The sequence below is a fragment of the Metabacillus mesotrionivorans genome, from assembly GCF_052171315.1.
Lineage (GTDB): Bacteria > Bacillota > Bacilli > Bacillales > Bacillaceae > Bacillus_P.
Window position 1 is genome coordinate 512,827 of record NZ_JBQMFF010000002.1, and the last position, 24,349, is coordinate 537,175.

A 24,349-nucleotide genomic window follows, 5' to 3' on the forward strand; every position below is an offset into this window, starting at 1 on the left:
TGGATTATAACCCCATATTATATTAGCATTGAAAAAGCACACCATCATACTCTGCATGGTGTGCTCTTACCTTTTTTAGCTCGCTACTTTTATCTTATCATTAATCTATTTTGCGTATAGTAATACCATATTATTCATTAAGCTTGTTTTTTGTTGCGTTCTGTGATGACAATTATGGCTGGCAAGATAATTAAAGCACTGATCAAACATAGCAATGTATCTATGACTGTTGTTATACCGAAAGATCTAAGCATAACAAAATCAGAAAAAATCAAGGTGCTAAATCCAGCTGCAACTGTCAGTCCAGATGCCGTTATAGCTCTTCCAGTTTTTGAAATGGCTCTAATCAGGGCATCGTCACGCTCTAATCCAGCTTTTCTTTCTTCTTGATAACGTTCCATAACGAGTATTGTGAACTCACTGCCTATCCCCAGAACCAATGAGCCTAAAACAGCTGTTAAAGGGTTTATTTCTACATTAAGCAGATACATAATGCCCGAAGACCAGCCAATGACTAAAAGAATTGGGATTACAGGATACAGTGACATTTTTAGGCTTCTATACACGGCAAGTAGTCCTGCTATGATTGCTGCTACTCCTATCAATGTAGAGAAATGACGATTTTCTGTCATAGAACCGACGGACTCGATGTTAATGATTTGAGATCCTGCCGGAACAATTGTGATTCCCTCTGGAGTATCGATGTTTTCTGTCATCTCATCTAAAAGAACTTTTTGTTCTTTCATGCCGATGTCCCCTATTGAGAAAGAGAGAGAGGCAGTTTTTCCATCATCAGACACGATGTTTCCTTTTAGTTCTGAAGGAATTCTTTCGAGTGCCATATCGATTTTTTCTTGGTCTGATGGTACTTCACCAGCATTACCCTGCTTCACTGCACCAACGATGCTTGTTCCTTCTTCCAGCTCAGGATGACTGGAAAGCTGGCTTTGCTGAAAGCGATCCATCCACTGAATGACTTCTGTTTTGGTCACATCGTCCGCTTTGACCATAAAAGTTAACTCATTCGTAGCTCCTACTATTTCTCTTATGGAATTCAGTTCTTTTAACTCTGGGGCATCCTGCGGCATGAGATTCTCAAGATTGGTTTCAATTTTAAGAGAATGATCCATTGAAAAGCCTGCAACTGCAAGGGAAAGTCCAAATACGATTAGAATGACCGGTCGCTTTACAACACGATTGGCGAGCTTTTTCATAAAGTGTTCAATTTTACTTGGTGCTGCAGAGCTATAAGCCACACTTTCTTTATCTCTAAGTTTAAAGATGGCAAACATGAGAACCAAACTAAGTGAATAAGACACGATGACACCAACCGAAAGCATAATCCCGAAATGCTGAATCATCGGCACCTTTGAGATCAGCAGCGTGACAAAGCCCAGTGTCATTGAAAAAACAGCAATTCCCACTGATGGTCCCATCTTGCGAATTGACTTTGAAATGGCTTTATGAACAGTCTTTCCTTCTTTTAGTTCTTCATCGTAACGGTTGTGAAATTGAATAGCAAAGTCTGTCCCAAGTCCAATCAAGATTGGCAGAATGGCCATAGTCACCATACTCATTGGCACGCCCAAGTACCCCATGATTCCAACAGTCCAAACCAGAGAAATTAGGACAACCGGTAAGGAGAGAAGACGCCATTTAACCGGGAAGATAACAAATAAGATAATGGCCATAAGAACAACTGATAAACCAAGCATGAGGGACATATCACTGATCATGCTGTTATAAATAGCTCCGTAAATTTTTGGAGTTCCTGAAATTTTTGTTTCGATTCCCTCCAACGATGCATCACTTACGTTGTTTTCTACCTTTTTCACAAGTGCAGGAAGTTCGCTGTAAGGAATTCCGCCTTTTATTTTCATGATGATCATGGCATGTTCGCCATTTTGAGGCATCAATTTTGTCAATTCTTCTCTTAAATTTCCATCTTGATTATAAATCACACCTTGGACGAATGCAGGATTATCTAATCCCGGCTCCCCTATTCTTTGAAGCTCCTCAAACTGCGTTCCATATGTCTCTTTCATTTCACTAAAATACTGTGCTTGCACACGCTTAGCTGTCTCCTGTTGTTCACTAGGAGAAGCTCCTTTTTCGGCTGCTTCTTTCATTGCTTTCGAAACAGCTTCTTTCAAATTCTCTTCTGCAGTCACTTTCATCGCTGCAGCTTCTTTGACCGAGTTTTCTAGTAGATTGACGTAACTGAAAGTAGTTTGTATTTCTTCTATACCCTTAAGTTCCTGTTGAAGTCCACTGATTTTTTTTATTGTTGAGTCATTTAATAGTGAGCCTTCTTTTTCGGATAAAAGAATAAATAATGTATCACTCCCAAACTTATCCTGATACTCCTCAGTCGCTTTGTATATAGGGTCATCATGCGAAATCATTGTTTCTTGCCCTAAATCAACTTTTATCTTGGAAGCACCAAATCCAACTATAACCGTCGCAATCAAAACCCATATTATCATCTGTTTTGGTTTTGAGTTGACTGCCGTAGCTATCCCCTTAAAGAATTTATTCATTCTTATTCCTCCTATTTTATTAAACATTATGTTCAATAAAATAGTATAATTTAGTTTTAAAAAACACAATATCCACTTTCACTTTAATTGTTATTTAATAGACAAATAACAGTTATTCGTCTCATATTTGCAGTTATTTTCACAAAAAAGCTGATGCATTTTCTGCATCAGCATCTCAATTATTTAACAGTCAACCAAAGTTCTTTTAGTCCAAACATTACAGGATCAGATAGAGGCTCTAATATTTTCCCTTCTTCCAATTCCATCATGCTAAACCTCTTGAGCAGCTCTTCAACGGCGATGACCGCCTCTAGTTTTGCTAATGGTGCACCCAGACAGTAATGAATTCCATGTCCAAATGCCGTGTGCTTGATATTGACTCGTTCCAATAAAAACGTATCTGGACGCTCAAACACCTCTGGATCGTGATTTGCAGACCCCAACCATAAGAGAACTCTTGAATCCTTTGGTATAATCACGTCCTCAATTGCAATATCAGTTTTTGCTGTTCGAATAACCGCTTGAACAGGTGAATAAAGCCTCAATACCTCTTCTACAGCCTTAGGAATCTCCTCTGGATTCGTCCTTAATCTATTTTGTATTTCAGGCTTTTCAATCAGACAGCGGACGAAATTAGACAGCAAATTGATGGTAGTCTCATGTCCAGCGATTAACAGCAGCATACAAAAACCTAGCAGCTCTTCTTCTGTAAGACTCTTCCCATCGACCTCAGCGTCTAGGAGGATTGATATCAAATCATCTTTAGGAAAAGATCTGCGTTCTTCAAAAATGGTTAAAAAATACTGAGTCATCTGTTTCTGGGCATCCATAAAGTTTTTGATTTGTATATCTGACAGACCCTTCCCACCAACTTGCCCGGCAACACTAATGATATGTGTAGACCAGTTCTTAAATTCTTCTCTTTTGGACGGTTCTACCCCTAGAAGTTCTGCAATCACGATAACCGGCAAAGGATAAGCCAGATTTTGTACAAATTCCATGCTTTGGGTTGGTGTACATGAATCCAAAAGGTCTTTCGTAATTTCCCGGATTCTAGGTTCAAGTTTCTGGATAGATTTAGGAGTAAATGCTTTGGAAACGAGCCCTCTTAATTGTCGATGATTTGGCGGATCCATCATGATAAGACTTGATGCAATTGGTGATTGTTCCGTAAATTGCTTTTCTGAGGACAACCTTTCATAATCTGAAGCAAGTTGCTTCACGTGTTTCATTTTAAAGACATTCCAAGTGTTTGATTGTGGGTCGTAAGCAACTGGATTTTGTTCCCTCATCATTTGATAGTATGGGAACGGATCTAAAGGATTTTTCAAAGGTACATTCTTCAAAATTATCTCCTCCATTTTCATGACTTGAACATCAGTTATAATAATAAACGCAATGTTCATTTTTATGATATAATGATAAATAGGATCACTCAATGTCCAGAATAGTAGTAAATGTTTTTTATAAAACAAAAAACGCATCATTTGTTTAATAAAACACTCATTTATGAACAGGAGGAAAAATATTGTCTAAAGAAGATCTTAGAGTCATTAAAACAAAGGCTCTCATTCGCAGCGCGTTTATCAGTCTTATTGATTCAAAGGGATTTTCCCCCATAACGGTTCAAGATATAGCAACGGAAGCCCAAATTGGACGGGGAACCTTTTATCTCCATTATCAGGATAAATATGATTTACTTAAGAAACTGACAGATGGAGTCTTAAATGATTTGGCATCTTGCATTCAAACATCTTTACATATTCAAAACGGTGTTTTCTATGCAAAAGCATTAGAAGGCATGTTGGTGATCGTTTTTGATCAGATCAGAGACAATTCTATGTTTTATAAGACAATGCTGACGGCAGAGGATATTCCTAACTTCCAGCAGCACCTTACCAAATTTTTATTTGATAAATTCAAAATAGAATTTCTTAAATTAGAAATAGATGCGAATCGATTGGATTTCCCACATGATATGCTATTCAGTTACCTCTCTAGTTCCGTAGTCGGTATTATTGATTGGTGGCTTAAAAATAACATGATGTTCTCAACTGAATATATGGCTGAGAAAATGGCTGTACTTTTTTCTCAGGGACCATTGAATCTGATTGGGATGCAAGTGAAATTCGATTAGAAAAAGCTCACTGACGTCAGTCAATGAGCTTTTTAATCAGTTTTCATTTCCAGGATTTATTTTATAAAGTTCCAGAAATTCTTCTATTTCTCCTGAGTCCTGATCGGGAGTTGCAACAGATATATACCCGTCAGGTCTTATTAAATATGCTGCATCTTTTTCAATTCCCGACTCTCTCATGGTCGGTGTCCATTCAAAACAGTTTATAGTGATGTTCCGGTAATCCGCAAGTTCTTTGAGATTTGAATGAATCGTTCCGTAAACATGTATTTGCCAATCCAGACTCTTTAAGGGGTCAAAATTATTGTTTTCACCCTCAATCCAAGGAAGACGATCCCCACCACGCAATTTGCCTGCTTTCCCCCGACTTATTTCACTGTCCCGGTAGTTAACACGATTTTGAGATAGCATGTTGAACGCTCTCTTTTTTGTAATTGGAAATTCGAGCAAAAATGGAACGACATATGGCAGGAACAGATTTAAAAGAAATGGGTTTTGAGAATTGCGTCCTACGAAACGCTTAAAGGATTGATCTGTCGTCGCGACCAATTTCTTTGCAAAGGCTATTCTTTCCGTTTCGTACGTATCTAAAATATCTATGCTTGCTTTCCCTTTTAGCACAGCTGCAATTTTCCATGACAGGTTTATAGCATCACCAATGCCTGTATTCATTCCTTGTCCACCTACTGGACTGTGAATATGTCCTGCATCTCCACATATAAACACTCTGCCTGACTGAAACTTATTACTGACCAGATGATGCACTTTATATGTCGAAAACCAATCGGCGCGAATGATTTCAAGTCCAGTCTGTTTTTCAATAAAGGGACGTAATTCATCAAACCCTGTCCCTTCTTTATCCAATGAAGAAGGAATCAATCCCAATAATCTTCTTATTCCTGTTTTTCTGACTGGGATAAATGCACAAAACCCTTCATCATTGAAAAATGCATAGAATTCATGATTTGAAACATTCATGCCGGAAAATTCTACGTCTGCCACAAAAAATGCTTCTTCATGTGTTTCTCCCAAGAATTCAAATCCTGCTTGCTTTCTTACACTACTCTTAGCGCCGTCACAGCCGCAGATATATGCAAAGGTATTATTCTCAACTATGTTGCCGTTACTTAGAACCGCCTCAATGACATCGCCGGTATCTTTAAATGAAATTAACTCTGTTTCCCATTCTATATGGATATTCATTTTTGACAGTATTTGTGTTAGAAGTTGTTCATGCTCATCCTGAGGTAATATCAGCATGTATGGAAATGGACTTAACCCTTCACCAAGTTCTTCAATTTTTAAATACGCTTTTTCCTTTTTATTCTCATAAATGTGAACCCCATTCATAATGAATCCCCTGTCAACCACTACATCTGATAATCCCAATTGTCTGTAAAACTCCAATGTTCTAGCATGTACCACCAATGCCCTTGATGCATTGCCTGGTCCGCTCTTTTTATCAATAATTCTAAATGGAATATTTTGCTTTGCTAAGCTGATGGCCAAAATTAAACCCGTAGGTCCCGCGCCAACAATCAAAGTGCTATTCTTATCCAAATGAACTGCCTCCCTGATGTGATGCATAATTTGTGTTTTATTAAACAGTGTGTACAGGAATAGAGATTCCCTACATTAAAAGAATTATACAATTGATTTTTTGCTATTTCTCAACAGTGGAGAGCCAAAAATAAAAAAAGTCCCCCATCAAATATTATTGTATATGGAGAATTCCCTATAAGAATTTTATTTTGGTGTAAATTTACAGAATACACAATTGTAATTATAACAACCGATATTATTAAAGAAAATATATCAGAGCAACTACCAAACTAAACCACTTATTTAATTTTAAAAAAGACATTAAATACTCCTTCTTGATCTTAAAAAAGTATTGGGTTCTTCATTTATCCAGTTTTTTCTTAATAAAAGTGGTGATCCCTATGCTGCAATCGCCCCCGATTACTGAAGATAGTTATTTAATTTACACTTGATTTTGTAGGAAGATGGCAACGCCTATTAATTCCTTTTTTAACTTTCCTATATCTACTTCTCCTTCACTGCAACAGTCAAAAATAGCATTTGACGAAGCTTCATCATCTAAAGGAAAACCACAGAATTTTTTTAGCTCTTCTTCGAAAAATATGTAATTGTAGTGATTTCTAAATTCATCCACAATCTCTAATCCAATATTTTTTAGTAATCCGTTTACATTTTTATCTTCTGAAGTGTTTCTATTTAGTACAGTGGTCACGATCTTTTCAACATTCAGCAAGCTTTCAATAGCTTTTATTAAGATTAAAGCTTTTTTACTTGTCTCAATGGTATTTATACGGCTTATTTGTTCCATTGTAGTAAGACTCATAACATTCACCTTTTTAATTTTGATATTAACCTGGGTAAATGAGTTTTGCATTAAAGGGAGATTAAAGTTTGATTAGAAAAAAAGATATTCACTTTTTAGTTGGTTACTTCTTTGGCAATCTGCAATTTTATGCATAAAAATAATAGTGCCCAAAGGGTGTGAGATCCTTTTGGCACTATTATATGGGATATTTCACTTAACGAATAGTATTAATTAGTCAATTAAAGGCCAAAAAACTATGCTGGTTGTTCCGACCACATCTTTCATTGCAACGGCTCCTATATGACGGCTATCCTTGCTAAATCTTCTATTATCACCCATTACAAATAAATGACCACTTGGAACTGTCTCGCTTCCCACCGGAGTATCTAATAATGTAAACGATTCAGTTAGTGTTCCATCAATGCTGTTTTGTTCATACTTATTTAAGTATGGTTCATCATATGCCTGACCATTTATATATAATGTATCGTTTTTGAATTCAACTCTATCACCGGGTAATCCAATTACCCGTTTTATGTAGTCTTGATTTTCATTTGCCTGAAACACTATGATGTCAAATCTTTTTGGCTGGTCTATTTTAGCTACAATCATACGGTCTTGATGGTGTAAAGTTGGTTCCATAGAAGCTCCATCTACTACAATCGGAGTAAAGAAAAAAGTACGAATTATAAAAGCTATGATAAACGCAATAAAAAGGGCCTTAATCCATTCCCAAATTTCACTTCTTTCTTTTACCATTCTATTCATCCTTTCTTAATCAGAGAGACATCAGATCATCTATGACTAGTTCACCTATTTAATTAATTTTAACAAAAAATCAAAAAACCCTTCTTTACATACTAAATAATTCACAGCAATTAGAGTGATGCAGAAGCATTTATGAAACTAACAAATGAGTATTCCTGCGATAGCCCTTATTCCATTAAACTGACCAGGCTATCCACTTTGCAGCAATCGCCCCCGATTGTTAAAGATTACGGAGATTTAAAAATGAATTTCCTTTAAGAATTTCATTGTGAACTTTTCTAACTGATGTGGAGTTAAATGATTTACATCTACCACTCTCGTATTGAATTGTTTAAACCACTCCTTCTCAAAACTATATATTTTCAAGCTTTGCTCAAACGTGCTTCTACCTCTTGTTTTGTCATTTTGTTTTCGACTTCGCAGGGTTTCTTCATTCGCATCTAAGTATAAAATATAGTCAGATCGACATTCTCGTAATTCTTGAAGTTCATTTTGAAGCTCGTTTTCTACATCCCATACATATTCATTTGCTAGAGGATAATGAAGTGTATAAAACTCGATATCTTCTGGCCCCCTATCAAATATTATCTTTCCATCAGGTAAATTATTAAATCGATTAATTTCTGAAGCAATAAATATTCGTTGGTTTTCAACGAATCCTTCTCTTGTACTTATGTCGAGGTTCATACCATTTCTTCTTTCAAGATTTGGATATGGATTTTCATATAAGAAAAACACATCCTGCATCAATTTCTCTAATCTTTTCGCTAGAGTTGTTTTCCCCCCAGCCATACCACCCTGTATTGATAGAATCTTTTTCAAATTTTCACCTTCCCCTTGTGTCATTACGCACAGATATCAATAGTTAGTTGCTAAATGAGGATGAAAAAGCGAATGCCATTTACAAGAAATGAAATGTAATCATTTTTTGCAGCAATCGCCCCCTATTCTGTAATGATAGTTTTTCGTAAGTTGACAACATTATTAGGGTTTGACAACCATTTGCTCATTAGTTCCTTTTGTTTCATTCTTAAGTCATCATACGGTTCTTCAATAGCTTCACTCTCTTTAAATTTTTTATCGAATATGTTTGCATCTTTAAATTTTTTATACCCACCAAAACCTAAATCGTCATTTAATATCCATACTACTTTGTTTATTTTCGCAAAGAGAATTCCGCCTGTACACATTGGGCAAGGCTCTAATGAAGTATACATTGTAAAATTTTCACGGTTAATTTTCGCTTTAAAAATAGCATTCCCAGCGTTACGAATAGCCTCAATTTCAGCGTGGGCAGTTGCATCCTGAGCTGGGTGAACTCTATTACGACCTTTAGAAATTATGTTTTGATTTTCATCTACTATAACAGCACCAACGGGATAGGTGTTCTCATTCAATGCTTTTTCCGCTTCTTCAAGAGCCAACTCTAAGAAATATCTATCTTTATTAATATTCATTTTTTCCCCCTAAGACTGAATTCAATAATTAATTTCCCGATTAAAAACTTAATACCAATTATTTCAAATAGAAACAAGAATAACAATAACTGTTACATAAAAAGAAGACTTATCTTCCAGATAAGCCCCCTTTAGTTGAGTAAAATATAATATTTCATAAAATTTAATGATTTTTTGTCTTGCTACCTTTTGTCTTTGTAAATGGGTGAAACAGTAGGTCTTCATACTTTTCATAAACATCTATTATCTTTCTTGTTCCATTCAGATTAGGCACTATTAAATAGATGCTAATTGCGGCTGCAAAGCTTAAAATCATCCCAGCTATAACATCAATAGGATAGTGTACTCCTACCCAAATACGGGATATGCCTACAAGCACTGCTAACAGTATCCAGAATATCCACCATCCTCTTTTGAAGAGCCAAAAAGAAAAACAATAGGAGAAAAAAAGAATAGTGTGATCACTAGGAAAGGAATTATTTTTTTCTTTCACGACTAACTTGTTTACATCAGATAACTCTACAAAAGGCTGATAATTCGAATGAAATACCCCTGAAACCTTCCCTAATATAAAAGCACAAGTAAAAGTAATTGTTGCACAGAATATCATTATTCTGCTTTCCTTATTCCGTGTAAACCAAATAAAGAGAACACTGAGCGCAAGTAAAAACACCATATATTCTGCAAGAAAGGTGAAGATTATATTTAATTGTTCGTGCTCTTTTCCTAAATCATTTACTAATCTAAATAAGTCTGTATTAACTTGTGAGAAATTCAAACCCATTCACCATCCAAAATGTTTTTCTTTTCATCATAAAAAAGAACTTGGATAGCTTCCATCGATTCAACTTACAATATTTGGTCCGTTGTGACAATATTGTAAGATTGTTATTGTTCCGCAATTGCCCCCTTTAATTGAATAACTAATTTCTTTTTGAAATAAGTACATCTCTGTGAAAATCAATAATATGTTCAATGAACCAGGTATGTTTTTCTCTCACTTCTTGAATTGTTTCTTTAACTTCAAAAGAGAACTTTATATCAGTCTTAACATATAAAATGAACAATTCATTCTTTAATTTAAATACATTAAATGTGAATGCCACGTCTGAATTATCTCTAGTGTCTTTTACGCTCATTGAATAATAAAACTTATTGATAACCTCAACATTTTGTAAGGTTACAGCTTTATTGTTCAAGGATTTCACTTGACCTTCCCCTAGATATTACTCAAAATCTTATATGTATCGACATCAATATCAGTCTTTGCTTTTAAAGTAATCTCATTAGAATTCAATAATAAATCCCCCATCTCTTATCTTTAGAAACTGCGATCATACACACAATTAAACTTAGTTCTTTCAATAATCCTGCTCATTTCTTTAATTTAAAGAGGAGGCGGCACTTTGTTAAGCAATCGCCCCCTTTAATGGAATAAAGGTTATACTTTGTTACTTAGCATAAAATTTTTATATAACCAACTTATAGCATCCTTCAAGTCATTAGCTATGTAGTCTATTTTAATATCTTTTAATTTTTCACAGTGTTCACTAAGTGAAGATTCACCTGCCCCCGTCCTTACCAAAATCTTAATGCATCCTACTTTTGCTGCTGCAACAATATCACTCCAACGGTCCCCGATTACGACGCAATTTTCGAGATTTAAGTCATAAGTTTGCTGAGCCTCCGTTAACATTCCTGTATTTGGTTTCCTACAAGAGCATCCCTCATTGTGACTGTGTGGACACATATAGATATCATCAAAACCAAACCCTCTTAGCTCATTTTTAAAGTCTTCCTCTTTCGCTAATCCCCTTGATATTCCAGGTTGATTTGTAAAAGAAAATATTTTTATATTATCTCTTTTTAATCTGTTGATTTCCAAGGCTGTATAAGGAAATAGTTCAAATTCTCCAGGGTAATGAACTGTATCGTCACCACCAATTGTTCCATCTCTATCTAAAAAAATTGCTTCTATTTGGTTCACATTGATTTCCCCTGTCTTTATTAATTTCATATTTTCTCTTATTCCTCAATCCTGCCAAATGAATTTATACCAATTATTTCAAATAGAAACTAGAATAACAATAACTATTTCATAAAAAAAGACTTATCTTGTGCCAGATAAGCCCCCGATTGCCGAAGATGGAAAATCGTTATTGAAAGACCAATATCATTACAAACCTCAAAATAGCCCACAATTTCATTTACACAATATGGATTATAGTGTAAAATTACACATAGAAATATAATCTAGGAGGGCTAAAATGAAAAAACGATGGTTAATTTGGTTGTTAAGTATTCCAGCATTTATGGTTATTTATTTAGAATCATTTTTTACAGAAGGTAATGCTTTAGCATACAACTCTCAAGCAGAGTGCATTCCTAAATTTATATTCACGCCAAAGACTGTTCAGTATTGCAGCGAGGTTTATCCAATTGATGTTTTCCTAATTGCACTAAAAAATCCCCTTTCGTATATTTGTATAATTTTAGGTTTTTTCATTATTTTTTATCCTGTATTTAGATTGTCAAAATCTCTTCTTTATCGGCCTAAATAATCTTATTTGTTTGACTAATACTCTTAATTAAGTTGATCAATTATGCTGCACATTTTTAAACGATCCGCTTTGCTTCAATTGCCCCCTTTAACAGAATAAATAACCAATTCCCTTTTTCTTATTAACAGTTCGTCTTCTTCAGGTTTTCTATTGTTTTCTCTATATCATTTGAATCAAAAATGGTTGAACCAGAAACTAAAATATCAATTTTATTTTCTGCACAGATTTTCGCAGTGTGCTCATTAATTCCTCCATCCACTTCAAATAGTAAATGATCTAATTTGTGTAATTCTCTGTATCTGTTTGCTTCTTTCATTTTTTCTACTACGCTATGTATGAATTTTTGCCCACCAAAACCAGGATTTATCGTCATAAATAATAACAAGTCGATTTTAGGAAGATAAGGTAGTACGACATCCAAACTAGTTTCTGGATTTAAGGCAATGCCTGCCTTAGCTCCATTGTTCTTAATCAATTCCAAGCAATATTCCAGTTGATTGGTAGCCTCTGGATGAATAGTTATATAGTCTGCTCCTAAATCAATAAACTTAACTATAAAATTTTCAGGATTTTTAATCATAAGATGTACATCTTTTGGTAAATCAGCGTAAGTATTAATTGCTTCCATAACAGGTATCCCTAAACTTATATTCGGTACAAACTGCCCGTCCATAATATCTATATGTAATAAGTCTGCTCCTGCATTTATTACCTTATCTATCTCATTTTTTAAATACCCAAAATCGGCTGCTAATATTGATGGTGCTATAAGCATAATAATATCACTCCAAAAAATATATAATATAATTCATTTTTTTTACTTTATACAATATCCTGCCTACCAGTAAGTATAGAGCAGTTTCCCTATGCTACAATCGCCCCCGATTGTTAAATAAGACTAATTGAGTTTTTTATGAAACTGCCGCAAATTATAAGTTCTAAGTATTTTGATATGCTGCACATTAATTAAAAACTATCTCTTGTTCAATTCCTGCAAACTTAATAAGGTTAACTCCTTCGCTTCCCTGTTCTTACTATTTTTAAGTTCTTCTAATACTTCAGATAAATATTCGTCTCTTTATATCCCTTTGTTGTGACCTTGAGCACAGGATAGTAAAACTTCTCTTTCTTTATCTCCTTTACTTGGACTATGAACGCTAACTTTTTGTGAATTAATGCACCAGATATTGAAGGTTAAAATCATTTATCTGCATTCTGTAAATATTCAAACATTTATTCATAATCATATGTTTTTAAAACCAGACCATTTTCAAAGAATACAATAAAAGCAGGGTCTTTTTTAATTCTAGTTTAGGATTTTGTTTATTTACTGACTCAAATGAGGATGTATTTGTAATAGGGCACATTGGTTATTTGGTTCTCCTGCAGTAAATCAAATGTGATTTCTTCCCCAATAGCTTGAAGAGCATACTGGTGACCTTCGCTAGGTAAAAGATCTGGATGAACTCGAGCGAAATCGTCTTCATTCGTACAGGCTTGGAGCGCTTATATCTTTTGATTATTTCATAAACGGCTCCGATACTCTCCGCATCAATGTTTCTAAAGGGCCTTTATGTCCCAATCGAGCCCAAAGATTGGTTCCAATAAGGGCGAAAATGATATATCCAAATGAAATGAACGTTGCATGACCGAGATTTAATTTTAATGTGTGAGAAAGAATAGTGAATAATACAGCGTGTAAACTATATACAGTCAAAGGCATTCCACCGGTAACGGCTATCAACTTACTTAATAAAGAAGTTCCTTTAACTTTCAAACAAAGAGAAAGGATTAGGAAACAAAAACCAAAGGCTGAAATTCCACTTAAAGCTATTAACGTGGGACTACCTTTTTCAACTCCTAATAAGCTTCCTTGTTTTAAATAAAGACCCACTAAACCAATAGTTTCTAATATGGCCCCTGCCATCAATAATTGATTTTTTGTTTTCATGTTACGCAGGCTCTGCCTTCCAACGACCAAACCTATTAAGAAAAAAGACACTTGAGATAGGATGTAGCTTGTCCCGTAGAAACCACTTTCTATGGTGAATGGAAATGGAAGTACAAATAATAACAGGGATATGAATATAAGAGTTCCAGACCTTAATCTGTAGATTCCTGCAGCCAGAAAGAACATAAACCCATAGATACATAAAATGATATCACTCCATCCTATAATAACGAGGATGATACCTAGAGATAAAAGGTAAACTGCCCTTATGACTAACACTTTTGCTTTTCTACCTTTGCGGGACATCAATACAGAAATACCAATTCCTGCTAAAAAGATAAATAATGGCCTCGCTCTTTCAGTAAATATAATTTGTAGGTAATATGCCCATAGTGGAGTTTCTGGGGGAGTGATTGACATATCCGGATGTAATCTTTCAATCGGTAACACTACTAAATCGGTGGAAGCATGAACAATGACCATCCCTACAATGGCAATAAACCTTGCAATATCCAAACCGACTATTCTTTTAGTATCAATCATAACGTTCTCCTTGATTGTGAACTTATTATACAGATTTTTTTCTTATATAAAACTCAATGAATTTACTAATCCATAGTATATGAACTTAGCAAAGAAAAAAACGGACGAGAGAACGACTCTGGGAAGGTCTTTGGCCGTAAATACGAGAGCACATCTCTAAAGCCTGACCATATTCCGAAGCATTTCAAAGTTAAAATCAAAACGCGTAATGAATTCTGTTTAGAAGTACAAACTTCTAAATGGTAGGGTTATTTGTAGCAGAAAAAGCAATTATATTTGCATTAAAAATGGTCAGTGGCTGATGTGCCTCTGACCATTTTTTATGGCTCAACCAGCCTCAATCATATTTCTACAAGTAGGGGGCGAACATTTTTGCGGACGGGATCAAGTCCCACGGGGGCTTCCGTTCTACCCCGGCTACCGTAATCATATATCGATATAAAAAATGGTCAACCAGAAAGATCTGGCTGACCTTATAATACGATCGGGGGCTTTAATTGAAAAAACCTTTACCACACCCACATTCTAAGCCTGCATATATACATTGATCTGTTTCTTCAGTACAAAGAGCATCTATCAAAGTTGGTAGCTGAAATAGATGCTCTCGCTAAAGAAGTAGAGGAATCTGGCAGGAATAATCTATCTAAACTATTACCGTTACACCAAATAATAACCAGTAAGCAGCAATTAAAGATACTTTCCATAGTGACTTTCTCACAATAACAGCAATAACTATACACAGTATGGTAAAGACTGAAAATCCAAGATATCTAAGTTCACCAGCTAACGGTCCAGTCCTATTAAGAACGCCAATGATGCTTGCTATAATAAAAATTAATATAAATATACCAGTGTGTTTATTTTCATCCTTCAAATGCTTAACCTCCCTTTATTAAAATTCTCTAAAATTATTATATTAAAATTTTGAAAATTATGATATCCTTAAAAAGTAACAGAAGTTACAAAAATATAGAAAAAATGGAGGAATAAAGTAATGTCATCAAAGAGTATCAAAACTTTCGTCGCATCTTCAGTAATATTTGCTGCATTGGTATCACCTGTTAGTACATTTGCAACAGAGGAAACAATAGCGCCTGTGACTGAAGAACAGAGTAACCTATTGGATTTAACTCAAAATGAAGCTGATGGAGTTGAGAATCTTGTCATTGTCGAGGATTATGATACAAGTGGTAATGTAACATCTACTACTACATATGATGATGGTGAGATGACCACTGTAGATGTAGTTCCTGTGTTTGGACCAGATGGAAAGAGAATTTCTGGACAACCTTCGAGCATCCCTGTTACAGAGCCGGGCTTAAGCTATACACTAATTGATACTTTCACTGGTGATTCCAAAGTGATTTCAACGTTAGGCAACTGGACTTACCAATTTGGAGCAGCTGTTATTCCTGCATTGATCACTAAAAATGTATGGACAGGAGCAGCAGCCGGTGCTACATATAATGTTTTCTTACCACCACCGAGTACGAAGTATTATAAAACATGGATTTATCAGACAAGAGATTCATATTACTATTACGGAAAATCAGTAGCAAAAAAATACTCGGATTCTGCCAGAACTAAATTAGAAAAAACCGTAACTCATATATCTAGAGTTCCTAGATAAAACTAAAAAGATTTTCACTTAATAACGGGTTCTGTTTTGAAGTACAAACTACTAATAAATAAACAAAATGGAAGAGTTATTTGTAGCAGAAAAAACAATTATATTTGCATTAAAAAAGGTCAGTGGCTGATATGCCTCTGACCTTTTTTATGGAGATTATTCAATTAAAGCCTTCGATTGTTAAACAATAATTTAGAGTATTATCTGAGTAATGTCTTTAAAGTTTCTTCAATATCATTTTCAAGGTCATTCTTAGATAAGTCATATAAAGTTCCAGAGCCTTTGAAGTAACCACCAAAGTAATACCATAACTCAATAGCAGCATAAAAATCATTATCAAATTCCGGACCGTCGTAATTTATTGCTATTTGAGACCGATACTCTTTTTCAAGGCACTTCTCAGCAGTTATATCGTCAATTTCATCACCATCAATATCTCTACAAATCCATATTCTTAGATTCTTCTTTCCTTGATTTTCAAATATCCTTGAATATTTTATTTTAAGAACTTTAGATATTTCTTCTGCTATCCTTTCCAATTCACCAATTATTCTTTGCAACTCTTCGTTTATCTCATTTTCTGATACTGAAATATATTTTTCATCCATCTCATTCTGCCTCTGTTTCATAAAAAACCTTCTAAGTTTTTCAAGCAAATTGCTCCCTCCAGTTACGCAGTATCAGTCAATTCACTTAGTAAATCGTCAATTTACTAATGGAATAAACGCCCCCTATAACGGAATAACGATACTCTTATTTTTGCCATTCGTACTCTAGAACACTAAATAGTAATGAATCCCTCCATCCATCTTTTAATTTCAAAGCATCACGGATTATGCCTTCTCTAATCATCCCAACTTTCTCCATCACCCTAAATGAACCTATGTTTCGTGGATCACAAGTAGCGAATATGCGATGAAGTTTAAACTCTTTAAAACCTAATGTAATCAGTAAATTAGCAACATCAGTCGCAATTCCGTTTCCCCAAAAATCTGGATTTACTATGTATGAAATTTCTCCTGCTTTATTGTCCCTATCTCTTATATTTAATTCGCCTGCACCAATCATCTTGTTGTCTTCTTTATTAACTATTGCAAATACATACCTTGTTCTATTTTCCTGACTAGAGTCTTCTAAGACTTGCTGGACAAAAGCCTTAGTATCTTCTTCTGAATTAGGTCCCCAAGGTTGAAACAAGCTAACTCTTTCTTGAGAAGCATATCTATGAACATCTACCCAATCTTCTTCGTTCATTTCTCGCAAAAAAACTCTATCACTTGATAAATCAATATTTAATAAATCCAAACCTTTTCCCCCTCTCTGCTTATGCCAATAAACTGCCCAATTCCTCAATAGAAAAGGCGATCCACTTTGCTGCAATCGCCCCCTTTACTTGAAGAAAGGGTATAGCTTTAACTACTGTTGTAGAACTGACTTGAAATAAGATTCTTTCACATATATTGTATAAGTTACTACAATGATTGAGAAAATTAGATTACCTAAATAAGGCTGATATAATTGATTAGTTATAAGTGAAGAGCTGATTAATCCAAAGGTAATAGAATAAGCTATCATTATCCAAAAACCCCATTTTTTCAGCCTGAAATAGCCATAGACCATCAAAAGTGAGAAAGATGCTACCCCTACTCTCATCAATCGTTCAGCCACATTTGGCAGTCCGAACCTCTCAGCAATACTAATTGAATTAGCATCTGCATTATAAAAAACAACTGAAAATAATAAAACCACAGCACCAAAAACATAGAAGAAACTTATTAATGAAACTCCTAACGGTCTTCTCACTTTTATCCCACCTTACAATACGTAAATCAAAAGATATTAATTTTATTATAGATGTCCTATAAGTTAATAAGATGCTCAACTTTGTTAAGCAATCGCCCCCGGAATAAAGGATTTGCTAGTTTTTGTTCAATATGAAGGCGTGTATATTCTGTCCGTATCGGTATCAATTACAAAATCCACTTGTATATCTTCATCAAAAGGAAATATTTCAAATTTATTTATTCTGCAAAAGATGCTAGGTAAATCACTAACATCAACAGTCATTTGTTTTGCACTTAAATACATCTGCTTTAATTCTTGTTTTGAACATTTTTTACCCGTGACCAAAATTTGATGACAAAAACCATCAATTTCAACAATCATTATATTCACGATTGGTTGCTAGCCAATCTATATAGCTCTATTTAGATAGAATTGTTAATGAGGTGTATGTGAATCCTTCTTTTAGTTAACGCCTCCGTTAACTTAACAACCACGGAACATTCATTTCAAATTGAAACTGAATTACTGGCCTGGGAAATGAACTTGGGACTAATGCTAAATCTTTATTGAACCCTATCTCCATATCATTACGACCTAGAGTTGGGAAATCTACAGTCTCCTCAGATGGTTTCCATATATCTGGACCATCGATTATCTTGCCAACAATATGATAAAAGCCTCCATACAGATGTGTTCCATCTTCGTTATCAATAAGTTCATAGACCTCGCCCTCTTTACGTGGATCAATACCAAGCAAATTAAAGGTGTTCTTAATATTTTTTGGGAAGGAATCACAAGCTAATACGTAATTGGAACAATAATCACAGCCACAGTCTTCAGTGATTAAATGAAACTTTTGATAAAATTCTTTTGTCTTTATAAGATCAATTTCAATTAACCAAGAACCAACCTTTATTTGTTCCATAATTAATATCCCCCCAATTACGATCACTTTTAATTCCATCTAATCAATGCTTTACTTAACAATTCTTTTTTTCACTATACTGCCCTTTACTTGAATAAAAGGCGGCTGCTTGTTCAGCAAACGCCTCCGTTAGCGAAAATCAACAGTAGGTGTTCACTCTAATCCAAATTAAACAATTCCGAAATGATTTCAGCACTCCCTGGAGAAAACATAAATATTGAGAACGCAGTACATAAAAGTCCTACAATTATCAAGCTGATTTTTTTATTCCCACGTAGCCCTTTAACAACTAAAAATATTCCTACAAATAATATTAAGAAATACCAAAAGCCCATAAATCTCACCCCTCAATAAAATGATGTTACCTTTCACTCTTGTTCAACTAACCTGCCCTTTCGTATTATAAGGTCAATCAGTTAATTCTGGTTGGCCTATTTCTTTTAGGTTATGTTTAAGTAGCCGGGGGAGGACGTTCCTGCCCTTGGGACTAGATCCCGTCCGTTATACTGTCCACCCCCTACTTACAGAAACATGTTTGAGGCTGGTTGGGACCAAGATCCCGTATAACAAGCGAAGCTATGAAACTGTAAGATAGACAGGGGCTACCGGTAAATTTATACAGAGGAGATGTGATAAAAATGAATCCAGTCATTGGCCTGGATGTCGCTAAAGGAGAAAGCCAAGTACAAGCATTCCTAGAAAAGAAAATGCCTTTCAGAAAATCATTTAAGTTTAAGCATAATAATGAAGGCTTAGGTATGTTTAATGCTTTTTATGAGGATGTTAAGCATACAGCAGAAGCAGATCCTGTTGTAATCTTTGAGTCTACTGGACATTATCATGAGCCTATCCTTCAATTCCTAGAGGAAAGAAGGATAACATACTATCTTATTAATCCAGTAGTTTCTTACGAAACAAAAAAGACAGGGCTTCGAAAAGTAAAGACAGATCCACATGATGCTAAACATTTATGTGAGATTTATTATAAAGAGGATCTAGAGAGCTTTCAAAGGAAGAGCGTTAGAACAATGAATTTAAGAAACTTATCACGGCAACATGAGTCTTTAACAAAAAATCATGTTCAATTAAAACTACAGTTCCAAACCATTCTTGACCAAGTGTTCCCTGAATATAAGAGTGTTTTTGGAAATGTATATTCACCCGTGTCACTAAAAACATTACTTCTATATCCGACTTCCAAGGATGTATTACAAGTGAAAACAGAAGAGTTGGCTAGTGATATATATAATCTAGGAGCGAAAAGATCGTACTCTTGGTGTATGGGTAAGGCAGAAAAACTAAAAGAAGCAGCAATTAACAATCCATTCAAAGAAACCTTGTATAAAAGCCATTTAGTCAGTATGAATATGTATATGAATTTACTTCTTCAGCAAAAAAAGTATCTGCTAATCCTAGAGGAAGAAATTGATCAGCTTGCACAGGAGTTTGAAGAGTATACAATCATTCGTTCCATTCCCGGTATCGGAATGAAAATCACAGCTACTCTGATTTCAGAAATTGGAGAAATAGATCAATTCAGCAATCCTAAAAAACTAGTTGCCTATGCAGGCATAGACCCGAGGATATTCCAATCTGGGAAGTTTAAAGCGTCTATTAACCGAATTACGAAAAGAGGATCTACGCGGCTTAGACAAGCCTTGTATACAGCCGTCCAATGCGGAATAACGAGAAATCGAAACGCAAAATTAAAAGAGTTTTATGATAAAAAAAGAAGTGAGGGCAAGCCTCACAAAGTAGCAATAATAGCCTGTGCCAACAAGCTCTTACACTGGATTTATGCAATCCTCACACACAAAGAGACATTTAAAGTATAAAAACGAGTTGGAATTACATTTTTTACCATAACTTCAAACTACCATTTGGAGTCTCTTTGTCATGCCTAAAATTATTATAACACTGTGAATAAAACTAATTTAGTCAAAAATGTATTGACTTATATTAGCTGGTATAATGGAATAACGAATATTTCCATTTTATCATACATACTGCCCCCAGTTTCTTATTTAGTGTGCCTTAATGTGTATAAGAAATCGCATCACATAATTTTGAGGAACAGAAAGTTCTGTCATCTAATTTTAGGGTGCATTTTGTATGACAAATTATGAAGATTTATCTGCAAAAACGCCGGTATATCAAGAAAAAAGGAGTTGCAAAATCAATACGATTTAGCACTCCTTTTGATGTGTAATTTTTAGTATTGCACTTGAAAACCGGACCCGTTACTCTCAGAAGTCAGTTTTTTTACATAGTCTCATAAAACACAATCCGGTTTCCGAATGGATCCCCAACACGTACCTCACGGGTATGCCATGGCGTCTCTTCAATTCCAGGCCTTGCGTATTTATACTGTTTGGCTGTCAGGCTGGCATGAAGCGCCTCTATATCTGAGACTTCAATTCTCACTGCTGCCCCCGGACAGCAGTCCCCGTAGTTTTCTGAAAGATGAAGAATACAAGCACCGAAGGATATTTGCATGTAGAGAGGCAGTTCATCTTCAAAACGGTGCTCCCAGTCCACTTTAAATTCCAGAAATGAGAGATAGAACTCTCTGGCTTTTTCTTCATCAAAAATGCGAAAAATAGGGGTCGGACTTCTCATTTCAAATGCTGAACTCACTATTTCCTCTCCTTTTTCAGTTGACTTCTCCTAAACCTTTTCTTATGTGAAATCCCTTCGGTATTGTACGGCCATGTAAATACCCGCTGCTAAAAAGGCCAATGCATATTTAAACATAAAAAAGATATTCCACATATAGTCTTTCGGAAAAATCATGTCACATAAGATAATCGCACACAGCATGTAGTAAAAGCTTTTTAAAAAGATTTTATTTGTGCGTTCATCGTCTTTCCCAATTCTTTTGTAGTAAACATACACAAAGATCATGCTCGCGATCAGCAGCAGCCCTCCGGCTCCAATAAGAATATTCCAATTTCCCGAAGATTGTTCAGCCCAGGACTTCAAAGGATAAAAGAGTGCGTCCGGAATATCTGAAACAGACTTAATTTGCATTTTGACCATTTCCTTTCTCATAAGTGAAAATTTCGGTTACATCAACATCAAAAAAATCGGCAATCCGGAAAGCCAAAAGCATTGTCGGTACATAATTTCCTTTTTCCATGACAAAAATGGTTTGTTTGGAAACTCCGACTTTCTCTGCTAATTCTTGCTGAGACATTCTTGCAAGTACGCGATACTCGTAAACCTTGTTGGATATGGAATCCCCAAAATCTTTCTTCATCATCAACACCTCTTAAGTCAAATTATAAACTTTGTTTTTATAAAAGTAAAGTAAACTTATACAAAATAATTAAATGTTTTTACTTTTTATTTTTTTGCTTTGATTATATAAGACTTATTATGCAGAAAGAACCTGACGATAATTTATCGTCAGGTTCACATTAATTTCCCATAAATGAATATTTACGTTTTTTCTACTCCACATTACTGTGCTTTAAAAAAGCCTGCTCATTCGTAACCTTTTTAAGTTCAGCGTACTTCAGGCATATTGCATCAAAAAGAAGATGAACACACTGATCGAATAACGAACCCAGAGGCTGAACCGTCGGCTGTTCGCCTTCATTGCGGTACTTAGTGGCTGCCGGTGCATGGAGAACCATGGAAGCTGTTTCTGCAAGCGGACCTTCCAAATCAGCTGTGACTGCCAGAACGGAGCAGCCTAATTCCTTTGCTTTTTCAGCTGTCCACAGAACACTTTTCGTTTTTCCTGAACCGGATACGGCAACAAGCATATCATCATCCGACATGCCTGGTGTAATCGTTTCTCCGACAGCATACACCTCTGCACCCAGATGCATCAGGCGCATGGCAAACGATTTTGCCATTAGTCCCGAGCGACCTTCTCCTGTGACAAAAATCCTCCTATTTTTGTTTAATTCCTCTGAGATGGCGATCAGCTTATCATCGTCTATTTTGCCTAATACGGTCTCTATCTCTTTTAAAATCGTGTCCGTTCCGCTCATTTCATTGCCTCCTTTTCAAGGATCAGGGTTCTCAGGTTTGCAGCTGCAAGACCAGGGTTTTCTGCTTTAGTAATGGCCGACCCTATGATGAGAATGTCAGGAAGCTCATTCATCCTGCTGATGGATTCCGGTGTCAGTCCGCCAGCTGCAGCTGTATTAAGCCTTCCTTCAGTAAAGGTAAGTCTTGCTCCCGTCAGTTCCTGTTCATCCTTGCTCACATGTTCGCAGAAAACCGCATGTTTAAATACAGCAAGTTCTTCCCGCTGTTCTGCCGTTGTGTTCAACAGGTCAATCATCACCTGTTTCCCTCTTTTTTCAGCTTCTTTTACGCATGCTTCCACTGTTTGAATGGGACTTGCCCCCATCACTGTCATGATGTCAGCTCCCGCATCAAAGCACAGACCGCACTCGTATACCGCGTTGTCCATGGTTTTCATATCCGCTGCTACCTGCTTGTCCGGAAAAGCTTCTTTCAATTTTTGAACGCTGGTCATTCCAAATTCCTTTATAAGGGACGTTCCGGTTTCAAGAATATCGACATATGGTGCAGCTTTGGATGCCGTTTCTATTGCTTCTTCTATCGTCATTCGGTCTAGCGCGAGCTGTATCTTCATTTTTCGTCCTCCTAAACCGGTTTAGTTATTCCGTTTTAAAAAAAGAGAATCATCAGGAAGACTCTCTTATGATTAATTCGCAGTCAAACACTTCTTCTGCAGGAGCAGTATGTTCACCATTGATTTTTTTCAGGAGCAGTTCTGCAGCTCTCTGTCCCATTCTGTAACCGGGCTGGTCGATCGTCGTCACTCCTGTTTCAGCCAAATGCGCAAGCGGAATATTATCGAATACGACCAGTGCCGCATCCTTTCCGATTTTCAGCTGATTATCTTTGAAAAATTCAAGAGTTTCCATAAAGACCAAATCGTTTCCAGCAAACAGCGCGGTTGGCGGATCCTTTAGCGAAAACAGCTTTTTAAGTTCTGTCTTCATCTGCTCTCTTTCTGCATGAATCATATATTCCTGTTTAAGCGGAATGCCTGCCTCACGAAGGGCTTCTTTGTATCCGTTTAGTCTGTCGATCCTCGGACTGATGACAAGCGGCTGGGTTGCTATCGCGATTTCTCTGTGCCCGCCTGCCAGCAGATGCCTGATGGACTCTGCGGCAGCAGCCTCATTTGCTGCCAGCACGTAGTTTGCTTCCAACCCTTCCACTCTGCGGTCCATAAATACGACAGGATAGTTCTCTTTGATCAATTTTAGGTACAAATCCAGATTTCTGCCGGTCGGAAAAATGATCAGACCGTCCACCTGCTTGGCATGAAGCACTTCTATGTACTTCCGCTCTTTCTCCGGATCATCGTCTGCATTGCAGAGAATAGCGTGTATATCATGTTTATGGCAATAGTCTTCAATCGAACGGCTGACTTCAGTCGACAGCCTGTGCATAATGTTCCCTACGATAATGCCGATCATGGACGTGCGTTTTTGCTTCAGGCTTCTGGCCAGATAGTTCGGCTGATAGCCAAGGTCCTTAATTGCTGATTCTATTTTCTTTTTTGTGTCTTCTCCCATATATTCATAGCGTTTGTTAATAAACTGGGAGACGGTGCTTTTGGATACTCCAGCTTCTCTGGCAACATCCGCCATTGTTATACGTGCCATTGTCATCACTCTTTCAAACATGTCTTCCCCTTCATTCTATCTGAT

General features: G+C 36.0%; 28 protein-coding genes and 1 pseudogene. 5 read left to right on the top strand and 24 right to left on the bottom strand.

Annotated elements, in window-relative coordinates:
- Positions 1-137 precede the first annotated feature (137 nt).
- Positions 138-2,540, bottom strand: a complete 2,403-nt coding sequence (locus ACTSEZ_RS07435; protein WP_369733536.1) for an efflux RND transporter permease subunit — start codon at positions 2,538-2,540, stop codon at positions 138-140.
- A gap of 179 nt (positions 2,541-2,719) precedes the next feature.
- A complete protein-coding gene (locus ACTSEZ_RS07440; RefSeq protein ID WP_369733538.1) occupies positions 2,720-3,886 on the bottom strand; it encodes a cytochrome P450 in 1,167 nt (388 codons plus the stop codon).
- A 182-nt stretch (positions 3,887-4,068) separates the two neighbouring features.
- Here ACTSEZ_RS07440 and ACTSEZ_RS07445 point away from each other — a divergent pair, with 182 nt between their 5' ends.
- Positions 4,069-4,677, top strand: a complete 609-nt coding sequence (locus tag ACTSEZ_RS07445) for a TetR/AcrR family transcriptional regulator (RefSeq protein ID WP_369733539.1) — start codon at positions 4,069-4,071, stop codon at positions 4,675-4,677.
- A 36-nt stretch (positions 4,678-4,713) separates the two neighbouring features.
- Here the strand turns inward: ACTSEZ_RS07445 and ACTSEZ_RS07450 are convergent, their stop codons facing one another.
- The 8 genes from ACTSEZ_RS07450 to ACTSEZ_RS07485 form a co-directional block, all read right to left on the bottom strand.
- Complete coding sequence (locus tag ACTSEZ_RS07450; RefSeq protein ID WP_369733540.1) at positions 4,714-6,237, bottom strand: FAD-dependent monooxygenase; 1,524 nt, start codon at positions 6,235-6,237, stop codon at positions 4,714-4,716.
- 424 nt (positions 6,238-6,661) lie between these two features.
- Positions 6,662-7,042: a hypothetical protein gene (locus ACTSEZ_RS07455; RefSeq protein ID WP_369733541.1), complete on the bottom strand. Its 381-nt coding sequence runs from the start codon at positions 7,040-7,042 to the stop codon at positions 6,662-6,664.
- Between the two features lie 213 nt (positions 7,043-7,255).
- Positions 7,256-7,783 (bottom strand): signal peptidase I, encoded by a 528-nt coding sequence (gene lepB / locus ACTSEZ_RS07460; protein ID WP_369733543.1) that lies wholly within the window; start codon positions 7,781-7,783, stop codon positions 7,256-7,258.
- 246 nt (positions 7,784-8,029) lie between these two features.
- A complete protein-coding gene (locus ACTSEZ_RS07465) occupies positions 8,030-8,614 on the bottom strand; it encodes an AAA family ATPase (protein ID WP_369733544.1) in 585 nt (194 codons plus the stop codon).
- Between the two features lie 122 nt (positions 8,615-8,736).
- Complete coding sequence (locus ACTSEZ_RS07470; protein WP_369733545.1) at positions 8,737-9,249, bottom strand: nucleoside deaminase; 513 nt, start codon at positions 9,247-9,249, stop codon at positions 8,737-8,739.
- 163 nt (positions 9,250-9,412) lie between these two features.
- Positions 9,413-10,027 carry an undecaprenyl-diphosphatase gene (locus tag ACTSEZ_RS07475; RefSeq protein ID WP_369733547.1) on the bottom strand — a complete coding sequence of 205 codons (615 nt, stop codon included), beginning with the start codon at positions 10,025-10,027 and terminating at the stop codon, positions 9,413-9,415.
- A gap of 145 nt (positions 10,028-10,172) precedes the next feature.
- On the bottom strand, positions 10,173-10,457 hold the full coding sequence (locus tag ACTSEZ_RS07480) for a hypothetical protein (RefSeq protein ID WP_369733548.1): 285 nt from the start codon (positions 10,455-10,457) through the stop codon (positions 10,173-10,175).
- Between the two features lie 233 nt (positions 10,458-10,690).
- On the bottom strand, positions 10,691-11,236 hold the full coding sequence (locus tag ACTSEZ_RS07485; RefSeq protein WP_369733549.1) for an HAD-IIIA family hydrolase: 546 nt from the start codon (positions 11,234-11,236) through the stop codon (positions 10,691-10,693).
- A gap of 280 nt (positions 11,237-11,516) precedes the next feature.
- Between ACTSEZ_RS07485 and ACTSEZ_RS07490 the strand changes: the two genes are divergently transcribed.
- Positions 11,517-11,810, top strand: a complete 294-nt coding sequence (locus ACTSEZ_RS07490) for a DUF4306 domain-containing protein (protein ID WP_369733550.1) — start codon at positions 11,517-11,519, stop codon at positions 11,808-11,810.
- Positions 11,811-11,931: 121 nt separating this feature from the next.
- On the opposite strand, the gene rpe is transcribed toward ACTSEZ_RS07490, so the two are convergent.
- Positions 11,932-12,585, bottom strand: coding sequence for a ribulose-phosphate 3-epimerase (rpe, locus tag ACTSEZ_RS07495; RefSeq protein ID WP_369733551.1), 654 nt, complete (start codon positions 12,583-12,585; stop codon positions 11,932-11,934).
- Between the two features lie 744 nt (positions 12,586-13,329).
- Positions 13,330-14,304, bottom strand: a complete 975-nt coding sequence (locus ACTSEZ_RS07500; protein ID WP_369733553.1) for a DUF418 domain-containing protein — start codon at positions 14,302-14,304, stop codon at positions 13,330-13,332.
- Between the two features lie 501 nt (positions 14,305-14,805).
- Between ACTSEZ_RS07500 and ACTSEZ_RS07505 the strand changes: the two are divergent.
- A pseudogene (locus ACTSEZ_RS07505) lies at positions 14,806-14,928 on the top strand (IS110 family transposase); the annotation flags it as partial.
- Positions 14,929-14,947: 19 nt separating this feature from the next.
- Here the strand turns inward: ACTSEZ_RS07505 and ACTSEZ_RS07510 are convergent.
- Positions 14,948-15,178 carry a hypothetical protein gene (locus ACTSEZ_RS07510; protein WP_369733554.1) on the bottom strand — a complete coding sequence of 77 codons (231 nt, stop codon included), beginning with the start codon at positions 15,176-15,178 and terminating at the stop codon, positions 14,948-14,950.
- Between the two features lie 120 nt (positions 15,179-15,298).
- Between ACTSEZ_RS07510 and ACTSEZ_RS07515 the strand changes: the two genes are divergently transcribed.
- The gene (locus tag ACTSEZ_RS07515) at positions 15,299-15,934 is read left to right on the top strand and encodes a hypothetical protein (RefSeq protein ID WP_369733555.1); all 636 of its coding nucleotides are present in this window, start codon (positions 15,299-15,301) and stop codon (positions 15,932-15,934) included.
- 200 nt (positions 15,935-16,134) lie between these two features.
- On the opposite strand, the gene ACTSEZ_RS07520 is transcribed toward ACTSEZ_RS07515, so the two are convergent.
- The 5 genes from ACTSEZ_RS07520 to ACTSEZ_RS07540 all read right to left on the bottom strand — a co-directional run bounded on the left by ACTSEZ_RS07520 (position 16,135) and on the right by ACTSEZ_RS07540 (position 18,644).
- Positions 16,135-16,590: a hypothetical protein gene (locus ACTSEZ_RS07520; RefSeq protein ID WP_369733556.1), complete on the bottom strand. Its 456-nt coding sequence runs from the start codon at positions 16,588-16,590 to the stop codon at positions 16,135-16,137.
- A 97-nt stretch (positions 16,591-16,687) separates the two neighbouring features.
- Positions 16,688-17,239 carry a GNAT family N-acetyltransferase gene (locus tag ACTSEZ_RS07525; RefSeq protein ID WP_369733558.1) on the bottom strand — a complete coding sequence of 184 codons (552 nt, stop codon included), beginning with the start codon at positions 17,237-17,239 and terminating at the stop codon, positions 16,688-16,690.
- Positions 17,240-17,350: 111 nt separating this feature from the next.
- On the bottom strand, positions 17,351-17,737 hold the full coding sequence (locus ACTSEZ_RS07530) for a hypothetical protein (RefSeq protein ID WP_369733559.1): 387 nt from the start codon (positions 17,735-17,737) through the stop codon (positions 17,351-17,353).
- A 126-nt stretch (positions 17,738-17,863) separates the two neighbouring features.
- Positions 17,864-18,100 (bottom strand): hypothetical protein, encoded by a 237-nt coding sequence (locus tag ACTSEZ_RS07535; RefSeq protein WP_369733560.1) that lies wholly within the window; start codon positions 18,098-18,100, stop codon positions 17,864-17,866.
- Between the two features lie 97 nt (positions 18,101-18,197).
- Entirely contained in the window at positions 18,198-18,644 is a 447-nt protein-coding gene (locus ACTSEZ_RS07540; protein WP_369733561.1) for a hypothetical protein, read from the bottom strand.
- Positions 18,645-19,282: 638 nt separating this feature from the next.
- Here ACTSEZ_RS07540 and ACTSEZ_RS07545 point away from each other — a divergent pair.
- Positions 19,283-20,479, top strand: coding sequence for an IS110 family RNA-guided transposase (locus tag ACTSEZ_RS07545; RefSeq protein ID WP_369733562.1), 1,197 nt, complete (start codon positions 19,283-19,285; stop codon positions 20,477-20,479).
- Between the two features lie 427 nt (positions 20,480-20,906).
- Here ACTSEZ_RS07545 and ACTSEZ_RS07550 read toward each other — a convergent pair whose 3' ends face one another.
- The 6 genes from ACTSEZ_RS07550 to ACTSEZ_RS07575 form a co-directional block, all read right to left on the bottom strand.
- Positions 20,907-21,263: a glyoxalase superfamily protein gene (locus ACTSEZ_RS07550; RefSeq protein ID WP_369734077.1), complete on the bottom strand. Its 357-nt coding sequence runs from the start codon at positions 21,261-21,263 to the stop codon at positions 20,907-20,909.
- 60 nt (positions 21,264-21,323) lie between these two features.
- Positions 21,324-21,674, bottom strand: coding sequence for a DUF2178 domain-containing protein (locus tag ACTSEZ_RS07555; protein ID WP_369734078.1), 351 nt, complete (start codon positions 21,672-21,674; stop codon positions 21,324-21,326).
- Entirely contained in the window at positions 21,664-21,903 is a 240-nt protein-coding gene (locus ACTSEZ_RS07560) for a helix-turn-helix transcriptional regulator (RefSeq protein ID WP_369733563.1), read from the bottom strand. Before ACTSEZ_RS07560 ends, ACTSEZ_RS07555 begins: the two co-directional genes overlap by 11 nt.
- Before the next feature lie 193 nt (positions 21,904-22,096).
- The gene (hxlB, locus tag ACTSEZ_RS07565; protein WP_369733564.1) at positions 22,097-22,645 is read right to left on the bottom strand and encodes a 6-phospho-3-hexuloisomerase; all 549 of its coding nucleotides are present in this window, start codon (positions 22,643-22,645) and stop codon (positions 22,097-22,099) included.
- A complete protein-coding gene (gene hxlA / locus ACTSEZ_RS07570) occupies positions 22,642-23,259 on the bottom strand; it encodes a 3-hexulose-6-phosphate synthase (protein ID WP_369733565.1) in 618 nt (205 codons plus the stop codon). The genes hxlB and hxlA overlap by 4 nt, the downstream gene beginning before the upstream one ends.
- Positions 23,260-23,311: 52 nt before the next feature.
- A complete protein-coding gene (locus tag ACTSEZ_RS07575; RefSeq protein ID WP_369733566.1) occupies positions 23,312-24,325 on the bottom strand; it encodes a LacI family DNA-binding transcriptional regulator in 1,014 nt (337 codons plus the stop codon).
- Between the last annotated feature and the right edge of the window lie 24 nt (positions 24,326-24,349).